At 63.8% G+C, this 19,265-nt stretch carries 21 protein-coding genes, 1 pseudogene and 1 riboswitch; of the genes and pseudogenes, 11 read left to right on the top strand and 11 right to left on the bottom strand.

Annotated elements, in window-relative coordinates; all coding sequences use genetic code 11:
• Positions 1-48 precede the first annotated feature (48 nt).
• The gene (locus tag X756_RS142125) at positions 49-837 is read left to right on the top strand and encodes a DUF1194 domain-containing protein (RefSeq protein ID WP_023731079.1); all 789 of its coding nucleotides are present in this window, start codon (positions 49-51) and stop codon (positions 835-837) included.
• A 51-nt stretch (positions 838-888) separates the two neighbouring features.
• On the opposite strand, the gene X756_RS142130 is transcribed toward X756_RS142125, so the two are convergent.
• Positions 889-1,824, bottom strand: coding sequence for a glycosyltransferase family 2 protein (locus X756_RS142130; RefSeq protein ID WP_023673297.1), 936 nt, complete (start codon positions 1,822-1,824; stop codon positions 889-891).
• 247 nt (positions 1,825-2,071) lie between these two features.
• Here X756_RS142130 and X756_RS1000000168025 point away from each other — a divergent pair.
• Positions 2,072-2,296, top strand: a pseudogene (locus tag X756_RS1000000168025) (DUF1330 domain-containing protein); the annotation flags it as partial.
• Positions 2,297-2,398: 102 nt separating this feature from the next.
• Here X756_RS1000000168025 and metW read toward each other — a convergent pair.
• Together metW and X756_RS142145 are read right to left on the bottom strand one after the other, a co-directional pair.
• A complete protein-coding gene (metW, locus tag X756_RS142140; protein WP_023673299.1) occupies positions 2,399-3,013 on the bottom strand; it encodes a methionine biosynthesis protein MetW in 615 nt (204 codons plus the stop codon).
• The gene (locus X756_RS142145; protein ID WP_023685352.1) at positions 3,010-4,179 is read right to left on the bottom strand and encodes a homoserine O-acetyltransferase; all 1,170 of its coding nucleotides are present in this window, start codon (positions 4,177-4,179) and stop codon (positions 3,010-3,012) included. The genes metW and X756_RS142145 overlap by 4 nt, the downstream gene beginning before the upstream one ends.
• 60 nt (positions 4,180-4,239) lie before the next feature.
• A riboswitch (SAM riboswitch) is annotated at positions 4,240-4,317 on the bottom strand.
• A gap of 126 nt (positions 4,318-4,443) precedes the next feature.
• Between X756_RS142145 and hisC the strand changes: the two genes are divergently transcribed.
• Both hisC and X756_RS142155 read left to right on the top strand, forming a co-directional pair.
• The gene (gene hisC, locus X756_RS142150) at positions 4,444-5,553 is read left to right on the top strand and encodes a histidinol-phosphate transaminase (RefSeq protein WP_023731077.1); all 1,110 of its coding nucleotides are present in this window, start codon (positions 4,444-4,446) and stop codon (positions 5,551-5,553) included.
• Between the two features lie 4 nt (positions 5,554-5,557).
• Positions 5,558-6,493, top strand: coding sequence for a prephenate/arogenate dehydrogenase family protein (locus tag X756_RS142155; protein ID WP_023731076.1), 936 nt, complete (start codon positions 5,558-5,560; stop codon positions 6,491-6,493).
• A 7-nt stretch (positions 6,494-6,500) separates the two neighbouring features.
• Here X756_RS142155 and X756_RS142160 read toward each other — a convergent pair whose 3' ends face one another.
• The gene (locus tag X756_RS142160) at positions 6,501-7,424 is read right to left on the bottom strand and encodes a sugar kinase (RefSeq protein ID WP_023731075.1); all 924 of its coding nucleotides are present in this window, start codon (positions 7,422-7,424) and stop codon (positions 6,501-6,503) included.
• Between the two features lie 124 nt (positions 7,425-7,548).
• Positions 7,549-8,547, bottom strand: coding sequence for a DUF2125 domain-containing protein (locus X756_RS142165; protein WP_023731074.1), 999 nt, complete (start codon positions 8,545-8,547; stop codon positions 7,549-7,551).
• Positions 8,548-8,671: 124 nt separating this feature from the next.
• Here X756_RS142165 and X756_RS142170 point away from each other — a divergent pair, with 124 nt between their 5' ends.
• From X756_RS142170 to X756_RS142180, 3 genes are all read left to right on the top strand, one after another.
• Complete coding sequence (locus X756_RS142170; RefSeq protein WP_023698719.1) at positions 8,672-9,205, top strand: gamma-glutamylcyclotransferase; 534 nt, start codon at positions 8,672-8,674, stop codon at positions 9,203-9,205.
• Positions 9,206-9,370: 165 nt separating this feature from the next.
• Positions 9,371-10,318: an aldo/keto reductase gene (locus X756_RS142175; RefSeq protein WP_023731073.1), complete on the top strand. Its 948-nt coding sequence runs from the start codon at positions 9,371-9,373 to the stop codon at positions 10,316-10,318.
• An 82-nt stretch (positions 10,319-10,400) separates the two neighbouring features.
• Positions 10,401-11,027, top strand: a complete 627-nt coding sequence (locus X756_RS142180; protein WP_023698717.1) for a LysE family translocator — start codon at positions 10,401-10,403, stop codon at positions 11,025-11,027.
• A gap of 69 nt (positions 11,028-11,096) precedes the next feature.
• Here X756_RS142180 and X756_RS142185 read toward each other — a convergent pair whose 3' ends face one another.
• Complete coding sequence (locus tag X756_RS142185; protein WP_023673308.1) at positions 11,097-11,906, bottom strand: 1-acyl-sn-glycerol-3-phosphate acyltransferase; 810 nt, start codon at positions 11,904-11,906, stop codon at positions 11,097-11,099.
• Positions 11,907-12,021: 115 nt separating this feature from the next.
• Entirely contained in the window at positions 12,022-12,927 is a 906-nt protein-coding gene (locus tag X756_RS142190) for a LysR family transcriptional regulator (RefSeq protein WP_023731072.1), read from the bottom strand.
• 114 nt (positions 12,928-13,041) lie between these two features.
• Between X756_RS142190 and X756_RS142195 the strand changes: the two genes are divergently transcribed.
• Positions 13,042-13,674 (top strand): pyridoxamine 5'-phosphate oxidase family protein, encoded by a 633-nt coding sequence (locus X756_RS142195; RefSeq protein WP_023731071.1) that lies wholly within the window; start codon positions 13,042-13,044, stop codon positions 13,672-13,674.
• A 96-nt stretch (positions 13,675-13,770) separates the two neighbouring features.
• Here X756_RS142195 and X756_RS142200 read toward each other — a convergent pair whose 3' ends face one another.
• From X756_RS142200 to ftsE, 3 genes are all read right to left on the bottom strand, one after another.
• Entirely contained in the window at positions 13,771-14,490 is a 720-nt protein-coding gene (locus X756_RS142200; protein ID WP_023673311.1) for a YdcF family protein, read from the bottom strand.
• A 133-nt stretch (positions 14,491-14,623) separates the two neighbouring features.
• Positions 14,624-15,613 carry an ABC transporter permease gene (locus X756_RS142205; protein ID WP_023673312.1) on the bottom strand — a complete coding sequence of 330 codons (990 nt, stop codon included), beginning with the start codon at positions 15,611-15,613 and terminating at the stop codon, positions 14,624-14,626.
• Positions 15,606-16,265: a cell division ATP-binding protein FtsE gene (ftsE, locus tag X756_RS142210; RefSeq protein ID WP_023685344.1), complete on the bottom strand. Its 660-nt coding sequence runs from the start codon at positions 16,263-16,265 to the stop codon at positions 15,606-15,608. Before ftsE ends, X756_RS142205 begins: the two co-directional genes overlap by 8 nt.
• Positions 16,266-16,445: 180 nt before the next feature.
• Between ftsE and X756_RS142215 the strand changes: the two genes are divergently transcribed.
• From X756_RS142215 to X756_RS142225, 3 genes are all read left to right on the top strand, one after another.
• Positions 16,446-17,081: a hypothetical protein gene (locus tag X756_RS142215; protein WP_023685343.1), complete on the top strand. Its 636-nt coding sequence runs from the start codon at positions 16,446-16,448 to the stop codon at positions 17,079-17,081.
• A 23-nt stretch (positions 17,082-17,104) separates the two neighbouring features.
• Positions 17,105-17,647 (top strand): hypoxanthine phosphoribosyltransferase, encoded by a 543-nt coding sequence (gene hpt / locus X756_RS142220; RefSeq protein WP_023673315.1) that lies wholly within the window; start codon positions 17,105-17,107, stop codon positions 17,645-17,647.
• Positions 17,648-17,711: 64 nt separating this feature from the next.
• On the top strand, positions 17,712-18,083 hold the full coding sequence (locus X756_RS142225) for a response regulator (protein WP_023686708.1): 372 nt from the start codon (positions 17,712-17,714) through the stop codon (positions 18,081-18,083).
• 6 nt (positions 18,084-18,089) lie between these two features.
• Here X756_RS142225 and X756_RS142230 read toward each other — a convergent pair whose 3' ends face one another.
• Positions 18,090-19,040 carry a DMT family transporter gene (locus tag X756_RS142230; protein ID WP_023694029.1) on the bottom strand — a complete coding sequence of 317 codons (951 nt, stop codon included), beginning with the start codon at positions 19,038-19,040 and terminating at the stop codon, positions 18,090-18,092.
• Positions 19,041-19,265: the final 225 nt, after the last annotated feature.

The following is a 19,265-nucleotide window of genomic DNA, read 5'->3' as shown; positions in this document are numbered from 1 at the left end:
CCGCGATCGCGGCGAAGATTCACGGGTCGAAACGTCCGTGGTGCGGCCATGCTCGATGCGCTCAGCCTGCTTGCCTGCCTTGCCTGCACCACGCCCGTGGCTGCCCCGGCCGTTGCCGTGGATGTCGAACTGGTGCTGGCCGTCGACATCTCACAGTCGATGGACGAGAGGGAGTTCGCGCTGCAGCGCGCGGGCTATGTCGAGGCGCTCAGGCATCCCGATTTCATCAAGGCCGCGCGCTCGGGAACCACCGGGCGCATCGCGCTTGCCTATTTCGAATGGGCGGGCGTCGTGCGCGAGGATGGCGTCATCGCCTGGCAGGTGATCGACAGCGCAGAGAGCGCCAGCGCCTTCGCCGACAGAATAGAAGCGCGGCCGTTCCGCAGCTTTCGCGGCACCTCGATTTCCGGTGCGCTTGCCTTCGGCGCCGGGCTGTTCGAGGGCACGGGGTTCGATGCGCCACGCAGCGTCATCGACATTTCCGGCGACGGTCCCAACAACACCGGGCCGCCCGTCGCCACGACACGCGATGCCGCTGTAGCCAAGGGTATTGTCATCAACGGCCTGCCGATCCTGATCAGCCCGTCGCCGACCTTCAGCCATCTCGACCAGTATTATGACGAGTGCGTCACCGGTGGGCCCGGCTCCTTCGTGTTGCCGATCTATGCGGCCTCGGAGTTCGCCACCGCCATACGCCGCAAGCTGATCCTGGAGGTGAGCGGCATCGCCGATGCGACCGTGGTCCCGATCGATGCCGCCGCACCCATGGACTGCCTGCAGGGCGAACGCGACCGGCGGCTATATTCCGACCCATATCTGCCGGAACTCGACAAATGAGGTTTGAGGCAGTTCGGAGGGGAAAGCCGCTGCTCGGCTTGTCGGCAAACTTCAGGCCGGCCGTGCACCGTATTTGTCGCGAAATTCGGCATAGAGATCGCGGCGCCAGCGCCGGCCGCCGACATAGCCACGCAACAGCTGCGGCAGCGAATAGCCAAGCGCCTTCGACGACCGGTTGGCCATATAGCCGGAGAACGCCTGCGAAACCCTGCCCTTGAGTGCATCGGCGATGAGCTGCCGGGCGATCATGTAAGGCGGAATGTAGGGGTAGCGGTCGGCGATATAGGGGTGCTTGTCGATCAAGCTCGCATAGGCTTCGACATAGCCGTCCCGGCGACCGGAGATCGAATTCTCCGAGTTGTACTTTTTCCAGTCGATCACTTCGGACAGCTGCGCGCCGCTGCGACGGGCAAAGCGCAGCAACAATTCGCGATCCTGCATGCGCGTGACGTCACTGTCGTAGCCGCCGATGGCCAGCAGCGACTCGCGCCGGGCGGTGATTGCCGACCCGGCAATGAAGATGGTCTGCGCGACAAGGGCCCGCTCCAGCGAGTCGCGGCTCAGCAGCGCCTCGCGGTTGACGCAGTTGGTGCGGCGATTGCCCTTCAGCGACACGAAGGAACTGATCAGCACTTCGAGCGAGGGATTGTTGTCGAACTGCTCCAGCGTCCGCGCCAGGCGATCCGGCAAATAGACGTCGTCGGAATCGAGGAATGTCACCACCGGCGCCTGCGCCCGCTCGATGCCGGCATTACGGGCGGCATTGGCGCCGCGCCATTTCGAGCCAACATAGATCAGCCGTGGATCGCGGATTTCGGCAAGTGCGGCTGCCGTACCGTCGGTCGAGCCGTCATCGACGACAATGTGTTCGAACCGGGGAAAATTCTGCGCCAGCACGCTCTCCACGGCGCGCACCACCTTGCTGCGGCGATTGTGCGTCGGTGTGATCACCGAGATCAGCGGAGCGAGGTCGGTTGCCTTGGACATGTTGCTTCGATTGTGCCCCGAAATGCCTGGAGGCCGGAGGTTTTGATGGTCGCCGTCCAAGCCTTACCCGGGATGGCATTCGATTCGACGCTACAAAAAACCAGCGGCAATGTCATCACAAACTGTTGAGCCAGGACGCCGGTAAGCCGGCCGATTACCCCAGACGTAATCGACCGATGGCCATCATGTCTGCAGATTGCGCCAACGAAGCCGGTCGTCGGGCTTCGATCTCACAGGGAGTTCAGCCATGGCCGCCTACGCCGTCGCCCATATGCGTCAAGTCACAATGGGCCCGCAGATTGTCGGGTATCTGCAGAGGATCGACGCCACATTGGAGCCGTTCGGCGGCCGCTTCCTTGTCCACGGCGGCGACATGGACGTGGTCGAAAACGAATGGCCCGGGCATCTGATCGTCATCGAGTTTCCGGACAGGGCGCATGCGTGGGGCTGGTACGATTCATCAGCCTATCGGGAGATTCTGGCCTTGCGCACCGACAACTCCCACGCCGATGTGATCATCGCCGATGGCGTTCAGCACCCGCACAAGCGACGGACGTGCTGGAATAGGGGCAAACTACCGCTTCAGCAAGAACACCGCTTGCTGGCCGAAGAAATTCCAGAACCACCATGGCATCGACAGGCCGATCTTCTGGCCGTTGCCGTCGAGCGCGGTGGCTTTCTCGACCGAAGCGCCGAGTTCCTCGACCAGATTGACGAAGTCGCGGATGGTGCAGAAATGGATGTTGGGCGTGTCGTACCAGGAATAGGGCAGGTCCGCGGTCACCGGCATCCGGCCATTGACGAACAGCGACAGCCGCACCCGCCAGTGGCCGAAATTGGGGAAGGAGACGATGGCGCGGTTGCCGATTCGCAGCAACTCGTCGAGCACCAGCTTCGGGTTGCGGGTCGCCTGCAGCGTCTGAGACAGGACGACGAAGTCAAAACCCTTGTCCGGATAGAATTCGAGGTCGGTATCGGCATCGCCCTGGATGACCGAGAGACCGCGCGCCACGCATTCATTGACGCCGCGCTGTGACAGCTCCAGCCCGCGGCCGTCGACCTGCTTGGTCTCCTGCAGGAGTTCGAGCAGCAGGCCGTCGCCGGAGCCGACATCGAGCACCCGCGACTGCGGCGGTATCAGGTTGGCCACGACTTCGAGGTCGACGCGCTGGCTGCCATTGACGCTCATGAGGCGAGCCCCCTTGCGCGGGCCGCCGAGCCGATGAAGCCCTTGATGGCGGCAAACAGTTCGGGTTCATCGAGCAGGAAGGCATCATGGCCGCGGTCGGTGTCGATCTCGACGAAGGAGACGGAGGCGCCGGCGGCGTTGAGCGCATGCACGATCGAGCGGCTCTCCTCGGTCGGGAACAGCCAGTCCGAGGTGAAGGACACCAGGCAGAAGCGGGTCTTGGTCCCGGCAAAGGCATCTGCCAACCGGCCGCCATGGTCGGCGGCGAGGTCGAAATAATCCATCGAACGGGTCATGTAGAGGTAGGAGTTGGCGTCGAAGCGGTCGACGAATGTCATGCCCTGGTGGCGCAGATAGCTTTCGATCTGGAAATCTGCGTCGAAACCGAAGGTCAGCGCTTCGCGGTCCTGCAGATTGCGGCCGAATTTCCGATGCAGGGCGGCTTCCGACAGATAGGTGATGTGGGCGGCCATGCGCGCCACGGCGAGCCCCTTTTCCGGGCGCTTGCCGTGCTCGAAATATTTGCCGCCATGCCAGTCCGGATCAGCCATGACAGCCTGGCGGCCGACCTCGTGGAAGGCGATGTTCTGCGAGGAATGGCGTGCGCCTGTGGCGATCGGCAGGGCCGAGAAGACGCGCTCGGAATAGCATGACGCCCATTCCAGCACCTGCATGCCGCCCATCGAGCCGCCGAGCACGCAAAACAGCTTTTCGATGCCGAAATGGTCGACCAGCATCAATTGCGCCCGCACCATGTCGCGGATGGTGATGATTGGCAGGTCGAGGCCGTAGGGCTTGCCGGTGGCGGGATTGGTCGAGGCCGGACCGGTGGAGCCGAGGCAGCCGCCGATGACGTTGGAGCAAATGACGAAGAAGCGGTTGGTGTCGATGATCTTGCCGGGACCGATCAGCACTTCCCACCAGCCGGGCTTGCCGGTCACCGGATTGGTGCTGGCGACATGCTGGTCGCCGGTCAGCGCGTGGCAGACCAGGATGGCGTTGGTGCGGGCATCGTTGAGGGCGCCATATGTCTGGTAGGCGATCTGGAACGGCGACAAAAGCGTGCCGGCGTCGAGCTTCAGCGGCTTGTCAGGGCCAAAACGCAACACAGGGCTCGACGGGTTGTCGGCCTCGTTGTTGGTTTTTGTAGCGCGGAGCGCGGCCATGTGACTCTCCTTGCCCGCCGTCAGGCAATAAAAAACCGGCAATGCGATCGCAAAGCCGGTTACGTCACGCAAACGGCCCTTTAGCGAGTTGTTTAACGTGGCTGCAAGCCGACCGGCCAAATCACCACGGAACTGTTGCGTTCTTCTAGAACTCGTGCGGCCCGGCGTCAACGGCCAGCTATTGCCCGCCTCTCGACATTCGCGGCTACGGCTTGTATTTCCGCTGCGGCCTCCGGACGGAGGCGTTCTCAACGGGTTTGCGACATGGACAAGACAGCGGACAAGGCACGGCCGACGCCCCGCGCGGGCATTATGGACATCGACGCCTATGTGCCGGGCAAGAGCACGGCACCTGCCGGCGTCGCCAAGGTCCATAAATTGTCGTCGAACGAGAACCCGCTCGGCCCGTCGCCGAAGGCGATCGAGGCCGCGCGCGAAGTGGCCAGCAAGCTTGATGTCTATCCCGACGGCACCGCCCGCCGGCTGCGCGAGGCGATCGCCGAGGTGCACGGCCTCAACCCGGCAAACATCATCTGCTCCAACGGTTCCGACGAGATACTTGGCCTGCTGGCGCAGACCTATCTTGCGCCAGGCGATGAGGCGATTTTTACCGAACATGCCTTCATGGTCTACAAGATCTACATTCAGTCGGCGGGGGCCAAGCCGGTTGCTGTGAAGGAAACCGAGGAGCGCGCCGACGTCGACGCGATCCTGGCCGCGGTGACGCCGCGGACCAAAATCATCTTCCTCGCCAATCCCAACAACCCGACCGGCACCTATCTGCCGTTCCAGGAGGTCCGCCGCCTGCATTCCGCGCTCCCGGGCAACGTGCTTCTGGTGCTGGACGCGGCCTATGCCGAGTACGTCAGGCGCAATGACTATGAGGCAGGTATCGAGCTGGCGGGCAGCGCGCAGAATGTGGTCATGACCCGCACCTTCTCCAAGCTCGGCCTTGGCGGCGCGCGCATCGGCTGGATGTATGGCCCACTGCACATCGTCGATGCCATCAACCGTGTTCGCGGCCCTTTCAACGTTAACGCAACAGCGATCGAGGCCGGCATTGCCGCCATCCGCGACCGCGCCCATGTCGAGCGCAGTTCGTTGCACAACGAGACCTGGCTTACCTGGTTGAATGAAGAACTGACGAAGCTTGGGCTGCGCGTGACGCCCAGCGTCGGCAATTTCGTCCTCATCCACTTTCCCGACGACAAGAAGCATTCGGCTGAGGCGGCGGACGACTACCTCACCCAGCGCGGCTATATATTGCGGCGCGTTACCGGCTATGGCTTTCCCAATGCGCTGCGCATGAGCGTCGGCACCGAAGAAGCCAATCGCGGCGTCATCGATGCCCTCACGACATTCCTGAAAAGCTGAAACAATGACTTCACCGATGTTTGAAAAGATCGCGCTGGTCGGCATCGGCCTGATTGGCTCGTCGCTGGCCCGCATCATCCGCCGCGAGGGCCTGGCCCGCCATGTCGCCATCGCGACGCGCAGCCCGACCACGCTGGCACGGGCGAAGGAGCTCGGTCTTGGCGAGAGCTACACCACCGACGCCAGGGAAGCGGTCCGCAATGCCGACCTGATCATCGTCTCGGTGCCAGTGGGATCGTCGGGCGAGGTGGCGCAAGAGATCGCGCCGGCGCTGAAAAAGGGCGCCATCCTCACCGATGTCGGTTCGACCAAGGCCTCGGTCATTGCGCAAATGCAGCCCTATGTACCGGACGGCGTGCACTTTATTCCGGGGCACCCGCTGGCAGGTACGGAGAAATCGGGCCCGGATGCGGGTTTCGCCGAGCTGTTCGAAAACCGCTGGTGCATCTTCACGCCCCTGCCGGGAACCGATCCGGCCGCGCTGGAAAAGCTGTCGGAATTCTGGCGGCGCTGCGGCTCCAACATCGACACGATGGACCCGCAGCATCATGACATGACGCTGGCCATCGTTTCGCATCTTCCGCACATCATTGCCTACAACATCGTCGGCACGGCCGACGATCTGGAATCGGTGACCAAGTCGGAAGTGATCAAATATTCGGCTTCCGGTTTCCGCGACTTCACCCGTCTGGCCGCCTCCGACCCGACCATGTGGCGCGACGTGTGCCTGCACAACAAGGATGCCATCCTGGAAATGCTGGCGCGCTTTTCGGAGGACCTCGCCTCGCTGCAGCGGGCGATCCGCTGGGGCGACGGCGACAAGCTGTTCGACCTGTTCACCCGCACCCGGGCCGTTCGCCGTTCGATCATCGAGGCCGGCCAGGATATCGACGTGCCGGATTTCGGCCGGCAGGCGGTCGAGCACCCGGTGAAAAGTTAAATCTGTTTCAGACGGGCCAGGTCGCCGCGACCATGGCCATTGCCTCGTCCCTGTTTGGCGCCCCCAGCCGGCCGCCGAAGCGCTGGCATTTGAGCGCGGCCGCCGCGCTGGCAAAGCGCAACGCCTGCTCGATCGGCATGGTTTCCGCCAACGCGACAGCAAAGGCGCCGTGGAAAACGTCGCCGGCGGCCAGCGTGTCGACCGCCTTGATCTTCGGCGCCGCGATGTGGCGCACGCATCCGGCGGACCGGTCATGCCACCAGCTTCCCGCGGCGCCGCCGGTCACCGCGACAAAGGCGTCTGTGCGGCTGGCGAGGTCGGCGCAGGCGGTTTCGGGATCCAGCGCGTGGTCGCAGATAATGCGTGCAGCCGTCTCCGAAGCGACGATGTGCGAAGCCAGCGGCAACAGACGCTCCAGCACCTCCAGCGGCGCCGTGTCGGCGTCGAGGATTGCCGGGCAACCGGCGTCGCGCGCGGCGGTCAAGGCAAGAGCGGCGGCGCCCGGCCAGCGCACATCGACCAGCACGGCATCGAAGCCGGAAAGATCGGCGACAGGCACCGCCTCGGGGTCGGCCTGCGCCTTTGGGTCGTAGAAGGGCACGATGATGCGCTCGCCATGAGCGTCGACCAGGATCGCGGCCAGCGCCGAGCGGGCGCCTTCGACGCGGCGGACAAAGCGGCAATCGACGCCCTCGGCCTCGATGCCGGCCAGCAATTGGTCGCCGACGGCATCGTCACCTGCACTTGCCCACAGGAACACCTCGGCGCCGAGACGGCGGGCGGCGCAGGCAGCACTTGTCGCCATGCCCGAGGCGATCTGGATGCCGTCCGAGGCGATGAACTTGCCCTGATGCGTGGGCAGGGTTTCGACGCGCAGGATGGTATCCAGCGTCAGCGCGCCAACGCTCAGCAGTTTCACCGGTCGGTTCATGCGTCGGCTTGCTCGAGCATGATCTCTCCCCAAAAGCCGTTGCCGCTCTTTGCGATCATGCTCTATCTCTTTGTTTTAACGCAATTCCGGACGGAAAACTGCTCACACTTTTCCTGGAATTGCTCTAATCGAGCGGCTTGATCTTGCCCAGCGGAATGAAGCCGAGCGAGACCTTGCCCTTCACCACCTTGAGCGGCATCGACGGTTCGTTGCCGAGCAGCGCCAGACCGGCAAAGCCTTGCTCGATCTGGCTCTTCTGCTCGGGGATTGCGGTGGCGAGGATTGCCGCCACGGCTTTGGGATCCTGCAGCTTGATCGTCAGGTCGGCATTGACCTGGCCGTTGGCGTCGACCGACACCGGGCCGGAGACGGTGATGCGCGCGGTTCCCGACGACAGATCGAGCTTGTGGATGCCGACCGCCTGGCCGCGCAGGCTCCTGGCCTGCGTCTTCATCAGCGCGACGCCGTTCTTCAGCGTCGCGTCGCCGCTGCCGTCGAGCGGCGGCAGCACGCGCCCGCCGATCGCGTCGGCGTCGATCTCAAGATCGGTGAAGCTTCCGGTATAGCCAAGGTCCTGACCGTCCGGCCGCAACTCGCCCGCCGCCGTTCCGGCGCTGAACAGTGAAACCGGGTCGGTGTCGTCGGCCGGATCGGTCTGGCCGGACAAGCTCTCGGCCTGCAGCGAAATGCTGCGTGGCAAGGGCCAGGAGAGCTTGGCATTGGCCTGCAGATTGTCCCAATCGATCCATAGCGGCGCCATCCCGGGCACCGAGGTCCGCAGTGGCCCGCGCAACTCGGCGGCGGGCGACAAAGGCCGGATGAGTTCTGCAACGAAGTTGAAGCTGCCTGCCGAGGCGGCAACGTTCCTGGCGTCGTCCTCGTAAGCCAGATTGTCACAGGAGATGGCAAAACGCAGGGGGTAGCCGCTGACGGTGAGGTTGGCGCAGCCGGCCTCGATGCCTTTGTCCTTGAGCGAGGCCACCGCCTTGTCGGCTTCGCTGCTGACGCGACCGGCGACATAGAACCAGACCGCGCTGTAGGCGCCGAACAGCATAACGACCAAGGCAGCGAGCCACATCAGCCGGTGGCGAAACTTCGACGGACGCTCGTCACTTGACGTCATGCTGCGGCTTTCATTAACGCGGGCGTGTTGCGGGTGGACTGTGGCTTACGCAACAAGCAAAAAGAACAGAAGAGCACCGATTCCGATGCGGCGGCGTCACTCTCGTGCAATCAGGCTTGGCGATATGGGCGATTTTTGGGTTTTTGGCTACGGCTCGCTGATCTGGCGACCGGGATTCGCCCATGTCGAGACACGGCGCGCGCGGCTTTACGGCTACCGCCGGTCGCTGTGCGTCTATTCCTTCGTGCATCGCGGCACGCGCCAGCGGCCGGGCCTGGTGCTAGGCCTCGACCGTGGCGGCTCCTGCATCGGGCTGGCCTTTCGCGTGCCCGGCGAGCTGCGCGATGAGGTGCTGACCTATCTGCGCGAGCGCGAATTGGTGACCAGCGTCTACCTCGAGCGTGTGCTCGATGTCAGCCTCGACGGGAATGGGGCGGCCGCGGGAGAGAGAGTGAAAGCGGTCGCCTATATCGTCGACCGCCAGCATGAGCAGTATGCCGGCGGGCTCGACCCCGCGCATGCGGCAGGTGTTATCCGTGGCGCCGTCGGCCAGTCCGGAAACAACGAGGACTATGTGCTCAACACGCTGCAGCATCTCGCGGCGCTGGGTATCAGCGACCACTGGCTGGAAGAGGTGGCGAAGCGGATCGCCTCGTGAGCCAGTAGACCACGGCGAGCCTGCAGGCGAAGCTCTCGCGCCTTTGTGAAGCGCTGGCCCGCTGGAAAAATTGGCTGAGGCCTTTGACCTCGGCGCGGCGAGACCTAGCTTAGCTGCGGCCCGAAGCATTCGGGTCGCCCGCCGCCAGCCCCACGGAGCCCCGTCTTGCAAAAACGCCGTCTCGGTCAAACCGACCTTTCCATCGCGCCGCTGGTCCTGGGCGGCAATGTCTTCGGCTGGACCGCGGACGAGAAGACCTCCTTCGACCTGCTCGACCGGTTCGGCGACGCCGGCCTCAACGCTATCGATACCGCCGATGCCTATTCGCGCTGGGTGCCCGGCCACGCGGGCGGCGAGTCCGAGACCATCATCGGCAAATGGATGAAAAGCCGCGGCAACCGTGACAAGATCATCGTCATCACCAAAGTCGGCTCGGATATGGGACAAGGCAAGAAGGATCTGTCCGCTGCCCATATCGAAAGGGCGGTCGAGGCGTCGCTTGAGCGGCTGCAGACCGATGTGATCGACCTCTATTTGTCGCACTGGCCGGACCCGACCACGCCGTACGAAGAGACGCTCGGCGCCTACCAGAAGCTGCTCGCTGCCGGCAAGGTCCGCCATATCGGCGCCTCGAATCTTGACGCCGGCCAGCTGCGCGCCGCGCTCGATGTTGCCAGCCTGCGCGGGCTGCCGCGCTACAGCGTGCTGCAGCCGGAATACAATCTCTACGACCGCTCATCCTTCGACGGGCCGCTGCATGATCTGTGCGTGGCCGAGGATATCGGCGTCATCACCTATTTCAGCCTCGCCAAGGGGTTTTTGAGCGGCAAATACCGTAGCGAGGCCGATCTCGGCAAAAGTGAACGCGGCGGCGGCGTGAAGGCTTATCTCAATGCGCGCGGCATGCGCATTCTGGCCGCACTCGACACTGTGGCGGCGCGCCATTCGGCCAAGCAGGCGGAAGTAGCACTCGCCTGGGTGATGGCGCAGCCCGGCATCACCGCGCCGATCGCCAGCGCCACGACGCTGGACCAGGTCGACAGCCTGGTGCGCGCCGCATCGCTGAAGCTCAGCGCGGAGGATCTCGTGGCGCTGGACAAGGCCAGCGCCTAGCCGCGCAGGTTCGGCACGATCGTCCAAGACGACGGCTGTCCGCCTTGCCACACTGTTCTCCATTATTGGGAGAAGAGGCAGCATGGCCGCAGACATTCTTTCGCAGGCGCAGCCCTGGCAGCAATTGCTGGCGCTGGTGCTGGCGGCAACCGTCGTAATGGGCAGTCCTGGCCCGGCGACGATCAGCGTCACGGCGATAGGGGCCGCCTTCGGCCTGCGCAATTCGCTTCACTACACATCGGGGATCATTTTAGGCACGGTCGCGGTGCTGCTGGTGGTGGCCACCGGCATCAAGGCTATCCTCACCTCGATGCCGGGCGTAGCGCCAGTGCTGGCGGTCGCTTCCGCCGCCTATATTCTCTACCTCGCCTACAGAATAGCGACAGCGCCGCCGCTGGCCGCGCGTGACAGCAGCGCGGTTCTGCCGACCTTCCTCGGCGGCTTCCTGCTCGCCGTTGCCAACCCGAAAGCCTATGTGGCGATTGCTGCGGTCCTTGCTGGCTCCGCGACCGCAGCCGGCGCCGATGCTCTCGGCATCCCGGCCAGGCTGGCGGTTCTCACCCTGATGATCGTAGCCATCCATGTGCTGTGGCTGCTGGCCGGCGCGGCCTTCGCCCGCACCCTGCGCCAGCCGCTGGCGTCGCGGATCATCAATCTGGCCTTCGCGGCGACGCTGGTGCTGACAACGGCGCTGGCGGCGTGGCCTTGAGCCGGCCCGCAGAAGAGATCAAGCTTTGGTCTTTTTTGTTTTGGCGCGATTCAGGACGGAAAAAACCGCTCACACTTTTCCTGGAATTGCTTTGGCGGCCGCGGCGAGTTCGGCCAGCCGCTTGACCGCCGTCGGCGGCATTTGCGGCGGGTTAGGAGCCTGCGATGCCTCGATCAGCAGCTGGTCGCAGGCGGCTTCCGTATCGCCGATCAGCCGGTCCATGAATTCGTCCTTGCCGAGCCCGGGCGGAATCGGCGGCAGGAAGCGGGCCTTGATGGTGCCGGGAAAGCGCAAGAATTTACGGCGAGGCCAATAGAGGCCGGCGACATGGGCGACCGGTACCACCGGGACGCCAAGCTGCGTATAGAGCTCGACAATGCCGTATTTGTAAGCCGGCTCGTCGCCTGGCGCTCGGCGCGTGCCTTCGGGGTAGATAATCAGCTGGCGCGGATTGCGCCCCATCTCCTGCTTTGTCGATGCAACGACCTGCTTCAACGCCTTGGAGCGGCTGCCGCGGTGAACCGGGATCATCCGCATCTTCAGGATGTACCAGCCGAAGAAGGGAATCCAGGTCAGCTCGCGCTTCAGGATATAAAGCGGGTCGTGTAAAAACGGAAAGAAAGCGATCGCGTCCCAAAACGACTGGTGTTTCGGCGCCAGGATGAAAGAGCCCTCGGGCAGGTTTTCGACGCCGGTGATGTCGCTCCTGGTGCCGGCGATCTTGTCGTAGAGCCACAGGCTGGTGCGCGACCAGAATTTAGGCACGAACCAGGCGCGATGGCGTGGCGAGAGGAAGTAGTAAGGGGTCCAGAGGACCATCTGGACGATCAGATTGACATAGAAGACGAAGTTGAACGCCAGCGAGCGGATATAGAGCATGCGGGGAAGGGCCCGTTGAGGAGGTGTGCGTTGGTTACACCAAGCGCGGGCAAAAAGGAAACGCCGCAATGGCCTGACATAGGCCGGCTCGCCACTGACTCAAGCCAGTCTCAACTCACCACGTCGCCTGCAATAGCCGCTGCTTCAGCCGCGGAGCGGCGAAATCGAGGAACGCCCTGAGTTTCACCGCCAGCAGGCCTTGGCCGGCATGGACGAGGCTCACCGGCCATGGCTGCGGCTCTAAGGGCCGCAAGACCGGGACGAGCACGCCGGAACGTACTGCGTCCGCAATCTGGTAGGAGAGCACCCGCGTCATCCCGGCGCCTGCAATCGCGGCATCGATTGCAGCTTCCGCCGTGTTGACGCGCAGCCGTGAGCGGATCGGCACGATCAGTTCGCCCTTGTCGCCGGCAAAGCTCCAGCTGGCGAGCGCTGCAGGCCCCTCGAAACTGATGCATTCATGCGCGGCCAGATCGTCCGGCGTCCGCGGCATGCCATGCGCGGCGATATAGGCGGGGCTGGCGCACACGATGCGACGGATCGCGCCGACGCGGATGGCAATGAGGCTCGAAGGCGCAAGCTCGCCGATGCGGATGGCAAGGTCGAGATGTTCCTCCGCCAGTTGGGTTATCCGGTCAGCCAGCGTCAGGCGAATGTTGACTTGAGGATAAGCCGCCAGGAATTCGGTGACGACAGGCAGCACGTGCAAGCGACCAAAGACGACCGGCGCGGTGATGAACAGGTCGCCGGTCGGCGTGCTGTATTCGCCGGCAGCGGTGCGTTCGGCTTCGCCGACCTCGCCGAGGATGCGGCGGCAGGCGGCGAGATAGGCCTGGCCGGCATCGGTCAGCGTGAGCTGCCGGGTCGAACGGTTCAGCAGGCGCGCCTGAAGGTGCTTTTCGAGGTCGGAAACCTTGCGGCTGACCGTTGCCAGTGGAATGCCGAAATGGCGGCCGGCAGCGGAAAGGCTGCCCGCTTCCACCGCGGCGACGAACAGCGACATGGCTTCGAGACGATCCATACTTTCTTCCGGAAATTGGAAGGATAGCTTGCAACTATGCCATCTACATCCAAAACATGGAAGGATCTACCTCTTCGCGTACAATGGCCGTGTTTCGGCCTCGCGGAGGCTTCCATGAATGCTCATACTTTCACCAGCGATGTCGCCTTCACGCCGACGGTCAAGGCGATCCAGACCCGCAAAGGTTCGCGCAAGGGCTATGCCAGCGCCGAGGAGCGCGGCGGATGGCGCGCCCATATGACGCCCGACCTCGCCGACTTCATCGCGGCGCAGACCAGCGTCTTCCTGTCGACGGCAAATGGCGAGGGTCAGCCCTACATCCAGCATCGCGGCGGGCCAGCCGGCTTCCTCAAGGTGCTGGACGAGAAGACCATCGGCTTTGCCGATTTCTCCGGGAACAGGCAGTTCATCACGCAGGGGAATCTCGCCGACAACAACCAGGCATTCCTGTTCCTGATCGACTATGCGCATCGCCAGCGCGTCAAGATCTGGGGCACGGCGCGCGTCGTCGAGGACGATGCCGAGCTTCTGGCAAGGCTGATGCCGCAGGACTACAAGGCGCGCCCCGAGCAGGTCATCTTGTTCACCGTCTCGGCCTGGGATGCCAATTGCCCGCAACACATTCCGCAGCGATTCGAGGCCGCCGATGTCGCGGCCGCACTCGCCGAACGCGACAAGCGGATTGAAAGCCTCGAACAGGAGATTGCGCGGCTGCGTGGCGCGGAAGCCGGCACGGCCAAGGGGTAATCGAGCGCCGTCAGAGTCGTCTGTCTGGACGCAATTCCCAAGGGAAAGCGTACGTGCTTTTCCCGGGAAAACCGCTACACACTTCCTGGAATTGCTTTAGTCCTTGGCGGTCGAAACCTCGGCCAGTGCGACGCTGTCGGCAGTCTGGCGGACCGGGACGACGCCGCGCGCAAGCGCCAGCAGGTATTTGCTGTATTCGGTCAGAAGCACGCGTAGCGCTTCCGGCTTGGTCAGCCAGTCGCCATTGTCCAGATTGGTGTTGACCACCGGATAGGGTTCAAGCCTGGCGCCGTGCAGCAGGCGGCCCATCTCGAGCAGGCTGCGCGGCATGTGGTAATTGTTGGTGACGAGGATGACGCTGCCATAGGCGTGGCTCTCCACCCATTTAGCGCTTTCCTCGGCATTGCCGATCGTGTCGAGCGCGGCGCGGTCGATGTCGACACAGCAGGAAAACAGCGCCTTGTCGCCGCCGGTAGCAGCCTGCAATTGGCGGCGGCTGGCAGAGGGATGCACGCCTGAGATCAGCAGCCGCTCGCCCTTGCCGGAGGCAAGCAGATCGAGTGCTGCGTCGAGGCGGGCCTGACCGCCGGTCAAGACGATGATCGCATCGGCCTTGGCCGGGTTGGTCGGGGTCGTCATGTGGCTGACCTTGCTGGCGAACCAGCCGAAGCCACCGGCAAACAGGGCCACCAGCAGCAGTAGACAGAGGGAGGCGAGACGCAGGGCGGTGCGCAAACGGCCCAGCCCGGTACGCACACGCAAACGCACCACTGGCATCTGTCCAGCCGTTCCGGTCGACTCCCGCGCGTTCATCATCCTATGGTTAATCCTGAAATGCCTTTTTGGTAAGGAAAAAAGCGCACATTGCGTTACGTCGGTTTTCGATCCGTGATCGTCCCTTCCATTCCTGTCCTTGCCCCCGAACTGTTTTCGCTTCTGCCCTCACGGGTCACCCCGCATCCGGCTGGCGGACATCGATGTCGCTGAGGTAGGCGACGACGGTGGCGTGCGAGGTCGCCGCCGTCAGTCCGCCGATCACCAGCACCATCAGGCCGACGCCGAGATAGCCTGCCGATCCGATGGCGAAATTGCCGAACAAAGCGGTGGCCTGGTCGGCCTGCGGCGTTGCCATGTTGCGCGACGACCACCAGGAAAAGACGATGAAAACCAGGATCGCGGCTGCGCCGCCGGCGGCTGCGCCCTTCATCCCGGTGACCAGGAAATGCCAGCGGAATTCGCGCGCGATGAAGCGCGCCTCGGCGCCGACGAAATGCAGCACTTCGATGATATGGCCGTTACCCGCCATGGCGCCGCGCGTCGCAAACACTACGGTCAGCACCGTCGCCGACAGCATCAGGACCAGCACGGCGATGCCGATGGTGACCGTGGTGCGGGCCATGGCGACCAGCCGGTCGACCCATGTACGGTGATCGTCGAGCGAAGCACTCGGCAGCTTGGGCGTGAGCGCCGCACGGATGGCGCTGAAGTCGGGCGGGCTGGTCTCGTCGATGGTGACGATGATCAGGCGCGGCACCGGCAATTCGTCGATATTCAGGCCCGAGCCCAGCCATGGCTCCAAAAGGCGCGCGGTGGCGTCGCGATCGATGATCCGGGTTTCCTTTACGCCGGGGAATTCGCCGACGATCTGCGAGGCCTGGGCAAGGGCTGCCTCCATGTCGAGGCCGTCGACCGGCTTGATCTGAATCGTGGCCTCGCGCGAGATCTGGTTTTCCCAGACCGAGGCAGTGTCGCGCACCAGCGTGACGGCGCCGAAAGTCAGGCAGGACAGGAAGGTCATGATGGCGATGACCAGCACCAAGGCGCGGCCGGCGATATTCTGCGCCGGCACGATCGGCGCCATGCGGCGCTGGACGCGCTGCGTCGTCGTTGCGGGCTCGGCGGCGTCTTCATGCAGCTGTTCGGCCGATAGCTCAGTCATAAATATCCAGCCTTCCGCCGGCCAGGATCATGCGGCGCGCGTCGACCTGCTCCATCAGGCCGAGATCGTGAGTGGCGATCACCACCGCGGTGCCGAGCCGGTTGAGCTCAATGAACAGCCTGAGCAACCGGCGCGCCAGCGGCGGGTCGACATTGCCGGTCGGCTCGTCGGCAAGCAGGATTTCGGGCTGTTCGATCAAGGCCCGAGCGATTGCCGCGCGCTGCTTTTCGCCGCCCGAAAGGACCGGCGGCAGCACATGCATGCGCTCGCCCAGGCCGACCCATTTCAAAAGTTCGGTGACGTCGGTGCGGTAGCTCGCTTCCTCGCGGCCGCGCACGCGCAGCGGCAGAGCGACATTCTCATAGGTGGTCATGTGGTCGAGCAGGCGGAAATCCTGGAACACCACGCCGATGCGGCGCCTGAGATGCGGCAGTTCAGCGCGCGAGATGCGCGAGCGGTCCTTGCCGAAGATGGTGATCAGCCCGCGTGTCGGCTTCAGCGACATGAACAGAAGGCGCAGCAGCGTCGTCTTGCCGGCGCCCGAGGGCCCGCTCAGGAACTGGAAGGAGCTCTCCGGAATGTGCAGGGAGATGTCGCGGAGGATTTCCGGACCCATGCCATAGCGAAGGCCGACATTTTCGAAGCGGATCACGTGCGACGACCTGAGGTGTGTGGCGGCGGCGTGCCAACCCTTTCTGTCCAACGACCATCGGCCGCCATGGTTAACCGTCGGTTAATTTTCGCTGTTTTTGAATGCGTCACAAGGGTTCCGGTGGGGAAGCGTTAACCATTTCCATTTACGCAAAAGAAACGAAGAGGCAACAGCGGGGCCATGATGGCTGAGCAACGAACCGCGCGCCCGGTTTCCGGCGAAATCATGACCGGGACAAGTGTCGCACCGGAATCGCGTCCTGTGGCGACCGACATCGTCGATGCGGATTATGAGGTGCTGCCGCAGCTGATCCCACTGATAGAAGCCATGCCGACGCCGGCGCGCGACATCGCGACGCCGTCGATGGAAGGCATGGAGATGCTGCGCAAATCAGATGCGTCAGCCGGGCGGCCGGCATCGCGTGGCGGGCCGATCTTCTGGATTGCCGGCATCGGTGCGGCGCTTGCCGCCTTCTGGGTCTCGGGTGGCCATGCGCTGGTGCGCCAGACGCCGTTCTGGTCAGTCGAACAGCCGGAGGGCGCCGTACTCAGCATTGCCGGCGTCACGTCGCGTGTCGACGCCTCGGGACCCGCCCCGGTGCTGTTCGTGGATGGCGAGGCCGTCAATGACGGTTTGAAGGCGGGACAATTGCCGCCGCTGGAGATACGTGTCACCGGCAATGACAGCCGCATCACCCGTTATACTCTGGGGACATCCAACCGTTCTCTGGCGCCCGGCGAAAGATTCGGCTTTTCCAGCCGCCTCGATGTGCCTAGAAACGGCGTCAAGGCCGTGGCGGTCACCTTCGCCGGCTAGTCGGTTCTCTGGAAAGGTTGTTGATGCCAGTTGTGCGCGGCAAGGACATCGAGGTCCTGTTTTCGGCGTCCGCGATCGCGCGGCGCAATCTCGAACTCGCCAAGGAGATCGCCGAGCACGACTATCACGACCTGCTGGTGATTTCGGTGCTGAAGGGCTCGTTCATCTTCGCCGCCGATTTGATCCGCGCCATGCACGATGTCGGGCTGTCGCCCGAGGTCGAGTTCATCTTCATTTCCAGCTATGGCGCCGGCACCACCAGCGGCGAGGTGAGGGTGCTGCGCGACATCGACAATGAGGTCGCCGGCCGCGACGTGCTGCTGATCGACGATATCCTGGAGTCGGGCAAGACGCTCTCCTTCACCCGCAACCTGATGCTGTCGCGCGGCGCCAAAAGCTGCGCCATCGCGGTGCTGTTGGACAAGCGCATGCGCCGCCAGACCGAGCTGAACGCCGACTATGTCGGCTTCGACTGTCCCGATTACTTCGTCGTCGGCTACGGCATGGACGTCGCTCACGCTTTTCGCGAACTGCCGTTTGTCGGTGTCGTCAAAGGCGATGCCTGAGAAAAGGCCCCCGACGCTTCAAATTTTCAGAAAAAGTCAACTTTTGCCCGCCAAATTCCGGCCCATGGCAAAGCTTCTGATCGTCGAGGACGATGAGTCCGTCCGCACCCTCGCCGCCCGCGCGCTCGAACGCGCCGGGCACTCGATCGATATCGCCGCCGACGGCGCGCAGGGGCTGGCGATGGTCAGTGCTGCAGGCGGCGGTTACGACCTCGTCGTCTCCGATATCCGCATGCCGGAAATGGACGGCATCGAGATGGCGATCGCCGCAGCCAGGCTTTTCCCTGACATGAAGATCCTGCTGATGACCGGCTATGCCGACCAGCGCGAGCGCGCCGAGGAATTGAACGGCATCGTTATCGACGTCGTGCAAAAGCCTTTCACGCTGGCCGAAATCCGCTCGCGGGTCGACCAGGCGCTCGCCTGCTTCGCCTGACACGCTTCAGGCGGCATCCTGAGACGCGGCGAGGACAGGCGCAGCGCTCCGGCGCCGTTCGGTGTTGAGCGCCAGCAGACCGGCGCCGATGATCAGCGCCGCACCGATGGCAGTGGTCGAGCGCGGCACCTCGTCGAAGAACAGGAAGCCCCACAGCGGCGACCAGATGATGCCGGTGTATTCGAAGGTGGCGACGCGGTTGGCGGGCGCCAGCCTGTAGGCCTGCGACAGCAGAATCATGCCGGCCGAAGCGACGAAGCCGCAGGCCGCCATCTTGAGGAAATCCGGGGTCGTCGGCCAGACCCACGGCCGCACCAGGAATTCGAGGCTGGGGTGGACAGCATGGGTTATGCCGGCAAGCCAGAATGTGCCGGCAACCGCAGCGGCGCCGACCAGATAGGCGCCGTTCTGGTAGAAGGCCATGACGGTGGAGGATTCGGTGTCGCCGATCTTGCGCGCCATCAGCTGTGAAAAGCCGTAGAGCAAAGCCGAGCCCAACGAAAGCAGCGCCGCCCAGTCGAACAGGCCGGCGCCCGGGCGCAGCATCACGACCACGCCCAGCATGCCGATCAGCACGGTGGCGAGAGCCTGCCAGGATACCCGCTCGCCGAGATAGGGCCCGGCTATCGCCATGATGAACAGGGGCGCCATGAAATAGAGCGCCACCGCGTCGGCGAGCGGCAAGGCAGCGATCGCCAGATAGTAGACCGTATAGGAGGAGAACTGGATGAAGGCGCGTATCGTCAGCAGGCCGAACCGCTTCGAGGCGATGGCCCGCAGGCCGACGTCGGCGCGAACGAGAAAGATCAGGATCGGCAAAGCGACGATCGAGCGGATCCACATCACCTCGGTCACGGGATAGCCGGCCGACACCGCCTTGACCAGCGGGTCCTGGAGCGAGAACACCAGCACGCCAAGGCACAGGCTGATGATGCCGAGAACGATCCGGTTGCGCATGTTGTTCTGCCGGCCCTTGCCTTGACTGCCCGCAGCCGCCCGGCCATGGGGTAAAAAGAACCCGCCACCGTTTCGGGCAGCGGGTATGAGTGAGGACTCTTTGATTGGTCCGCAGCCGATTTCGCGGCGGCATATCCAATGGGCGAGCGGACTATGCTGCGGCGTTTGACATGTTGCAAACGAATTGGAATGATACCAGCGATCAAATTTGCTTATGACGGATTC

Origin of the sequence: Mesorhizobium sp. LNJC405B00 (genome assembly GCF_000502615.1) — a bacterium.
In the GTDB taxonomy this organism is placed as follows: Bacteria; Pseudomonadota; Alphaproteobacteria; order Rhizobiales; family Rhizobiaceae; genus Mesorhizobium.
The sequence above is the reverse complement of the archived record's forward strand: the minus strand, read 5'-3'. Positions and strand labels throughout refer to the sequence as shown.

What these genes read in the sequence shown, in the direction of transcription:
- X756_RS142125 (WP_023731079.1), top strand. Translation starts at nt 49, where the DNA reads ATGCTCGATGCGCTCAGCCTGCTTGCCTGCCTTGCCTGCACCACGCCC.
- X756_RS142130 (WP_023673297.1), bottom strand. Translation starts at nt 1,824, where the DNA reads ATGTCCAAGGCAACCGACCTCGCTCCGCTGATCTCGGTGATCACACCG.
- metW (WP_023673299.1), bottom strand. Translation starts at nt 3,013, where the DNA reads ATGAGCGTCAATGGCAGCCAGCGCGTCGACCTCGAAGTCGTGGCCAAC.
- X756_RS142145 (WP_023685352.1), bottom strand. Translation starts at nt 4,179, where the DNA reads ATGGCCGCGCTCCGCGCTACAAAAACCAACAACGAGGCCGACAACCCG.
- hisC (WP_023731077.1), top strand. Translation starts at nt 4,444, where the DNA reads ATGGACAAGACAGCGGACAAGGCACGGCCGACGCCCCGCGCGGGCATT.
- X756_RS142155 (WP_023731076.1), top strand. Translation starts at nt 5,558, where the DNA reads ATGACTTCACCGATGTTTGAAAAGATCGCGCTGGTCGGCATCGGCCTG.
- X756_RS142160 (WP_023731075.1), bottom strand. Translation starts at nt 7,424, where the DNA reads ATGAACCGACCGGTGAAACTGCTGAGCGTTGGCGCGCTGACGCTGGAT.
- X756_RS142165 (WP_023731074.1), bottom strand. Translation starts at nt 8,547, where the DNA reads ATGACGTCAAGTGACGAGCGTCCGTCGAAGTTTCGCCACCGGCTGATG.
- X756_RS142170 (WP_023698719.1), top strand. Translation starts at nt 8,672, where the DNA reads ATGGGCGATTTTTGGGTTTTTGGCTACGGCTCGCTGATCTGGCGACCG.
- X756_RS142180 (WP_023698717.1), top strand. Translation starts at nt 10,401, where the DNA reads ATGGCCGCAGACATTCTTTCGCAGGCGCAGCCCTGGCAGCAATTGCTG.
- X756_RS142185 (WP_023673308.1), bottom strand. Translation starts at nt 11,906, where the DNA reads ATGCTCTATATCCGCTCGCTGGCGTTCAACTTCGTCTTCTATGTCAAT.
- X756_RS142190 (WP_023731072.1), bottom strand. Translation starts at nt 12,927, where the DNA reads ATGGATCGTCTCGAAGCCATGTCGCTGTTCGTCGCCGCGGTGGAAGCG.
- X756_RS142195 (WP_023731071.1), top strand. Translation starts at nt 13,042, where the DNA reads ATGAATGCTCATACTTTCACCAGCGATGTCGCCTTCACGCCGACGGTC.
- X756_RS142200 (WP_023673311.1), bottom strand. Translation starts at nt 14,490, where the DNA reads ATGATGAACGCGCGGGAGTCGACCGGAACGGCTGGACAGATGCCAGTG.
- X756_RS142205 (WP_023673312.1), bottom strand. Translation starts at nt 15,613, where the DNA reads ATGACTGAGCTATCGGCCGAACAGCTGCATGAAGACGCCGCCGAGCCC.
- X756_RS142215 (WP_023685343.1), top strand. Translation starts at nt 16,446, where the DNA reads ATGATGGCTGAGCAACGAACCGCGCGCCCGGTTTCCGGCGAAATCATG.
- hpt (WP_023673315.1), top strand. Translation starts at nt 17,105, where the DNA reads ATGCCAGTTGTGCGCGGCAAGGACATCGAGGTCCTGTTTTCGGCGTCC.
- X756_RS142225 (WP_023686708.1), top strand. Translation starts at nt 17,712, where the DNA reads ATGGCAAAGCTTCTGATCGTCGAGGACGATGAGTCCGTCCGCACCCTC.
- X756_RS142230 (WP_023694029.1), bottom strand. Translation starts at nt 19,040, where the DNA reads ATGCGCAACCGGATCGTTCTCGGCATCATCAGCCTGTGCCTTGGCGTG.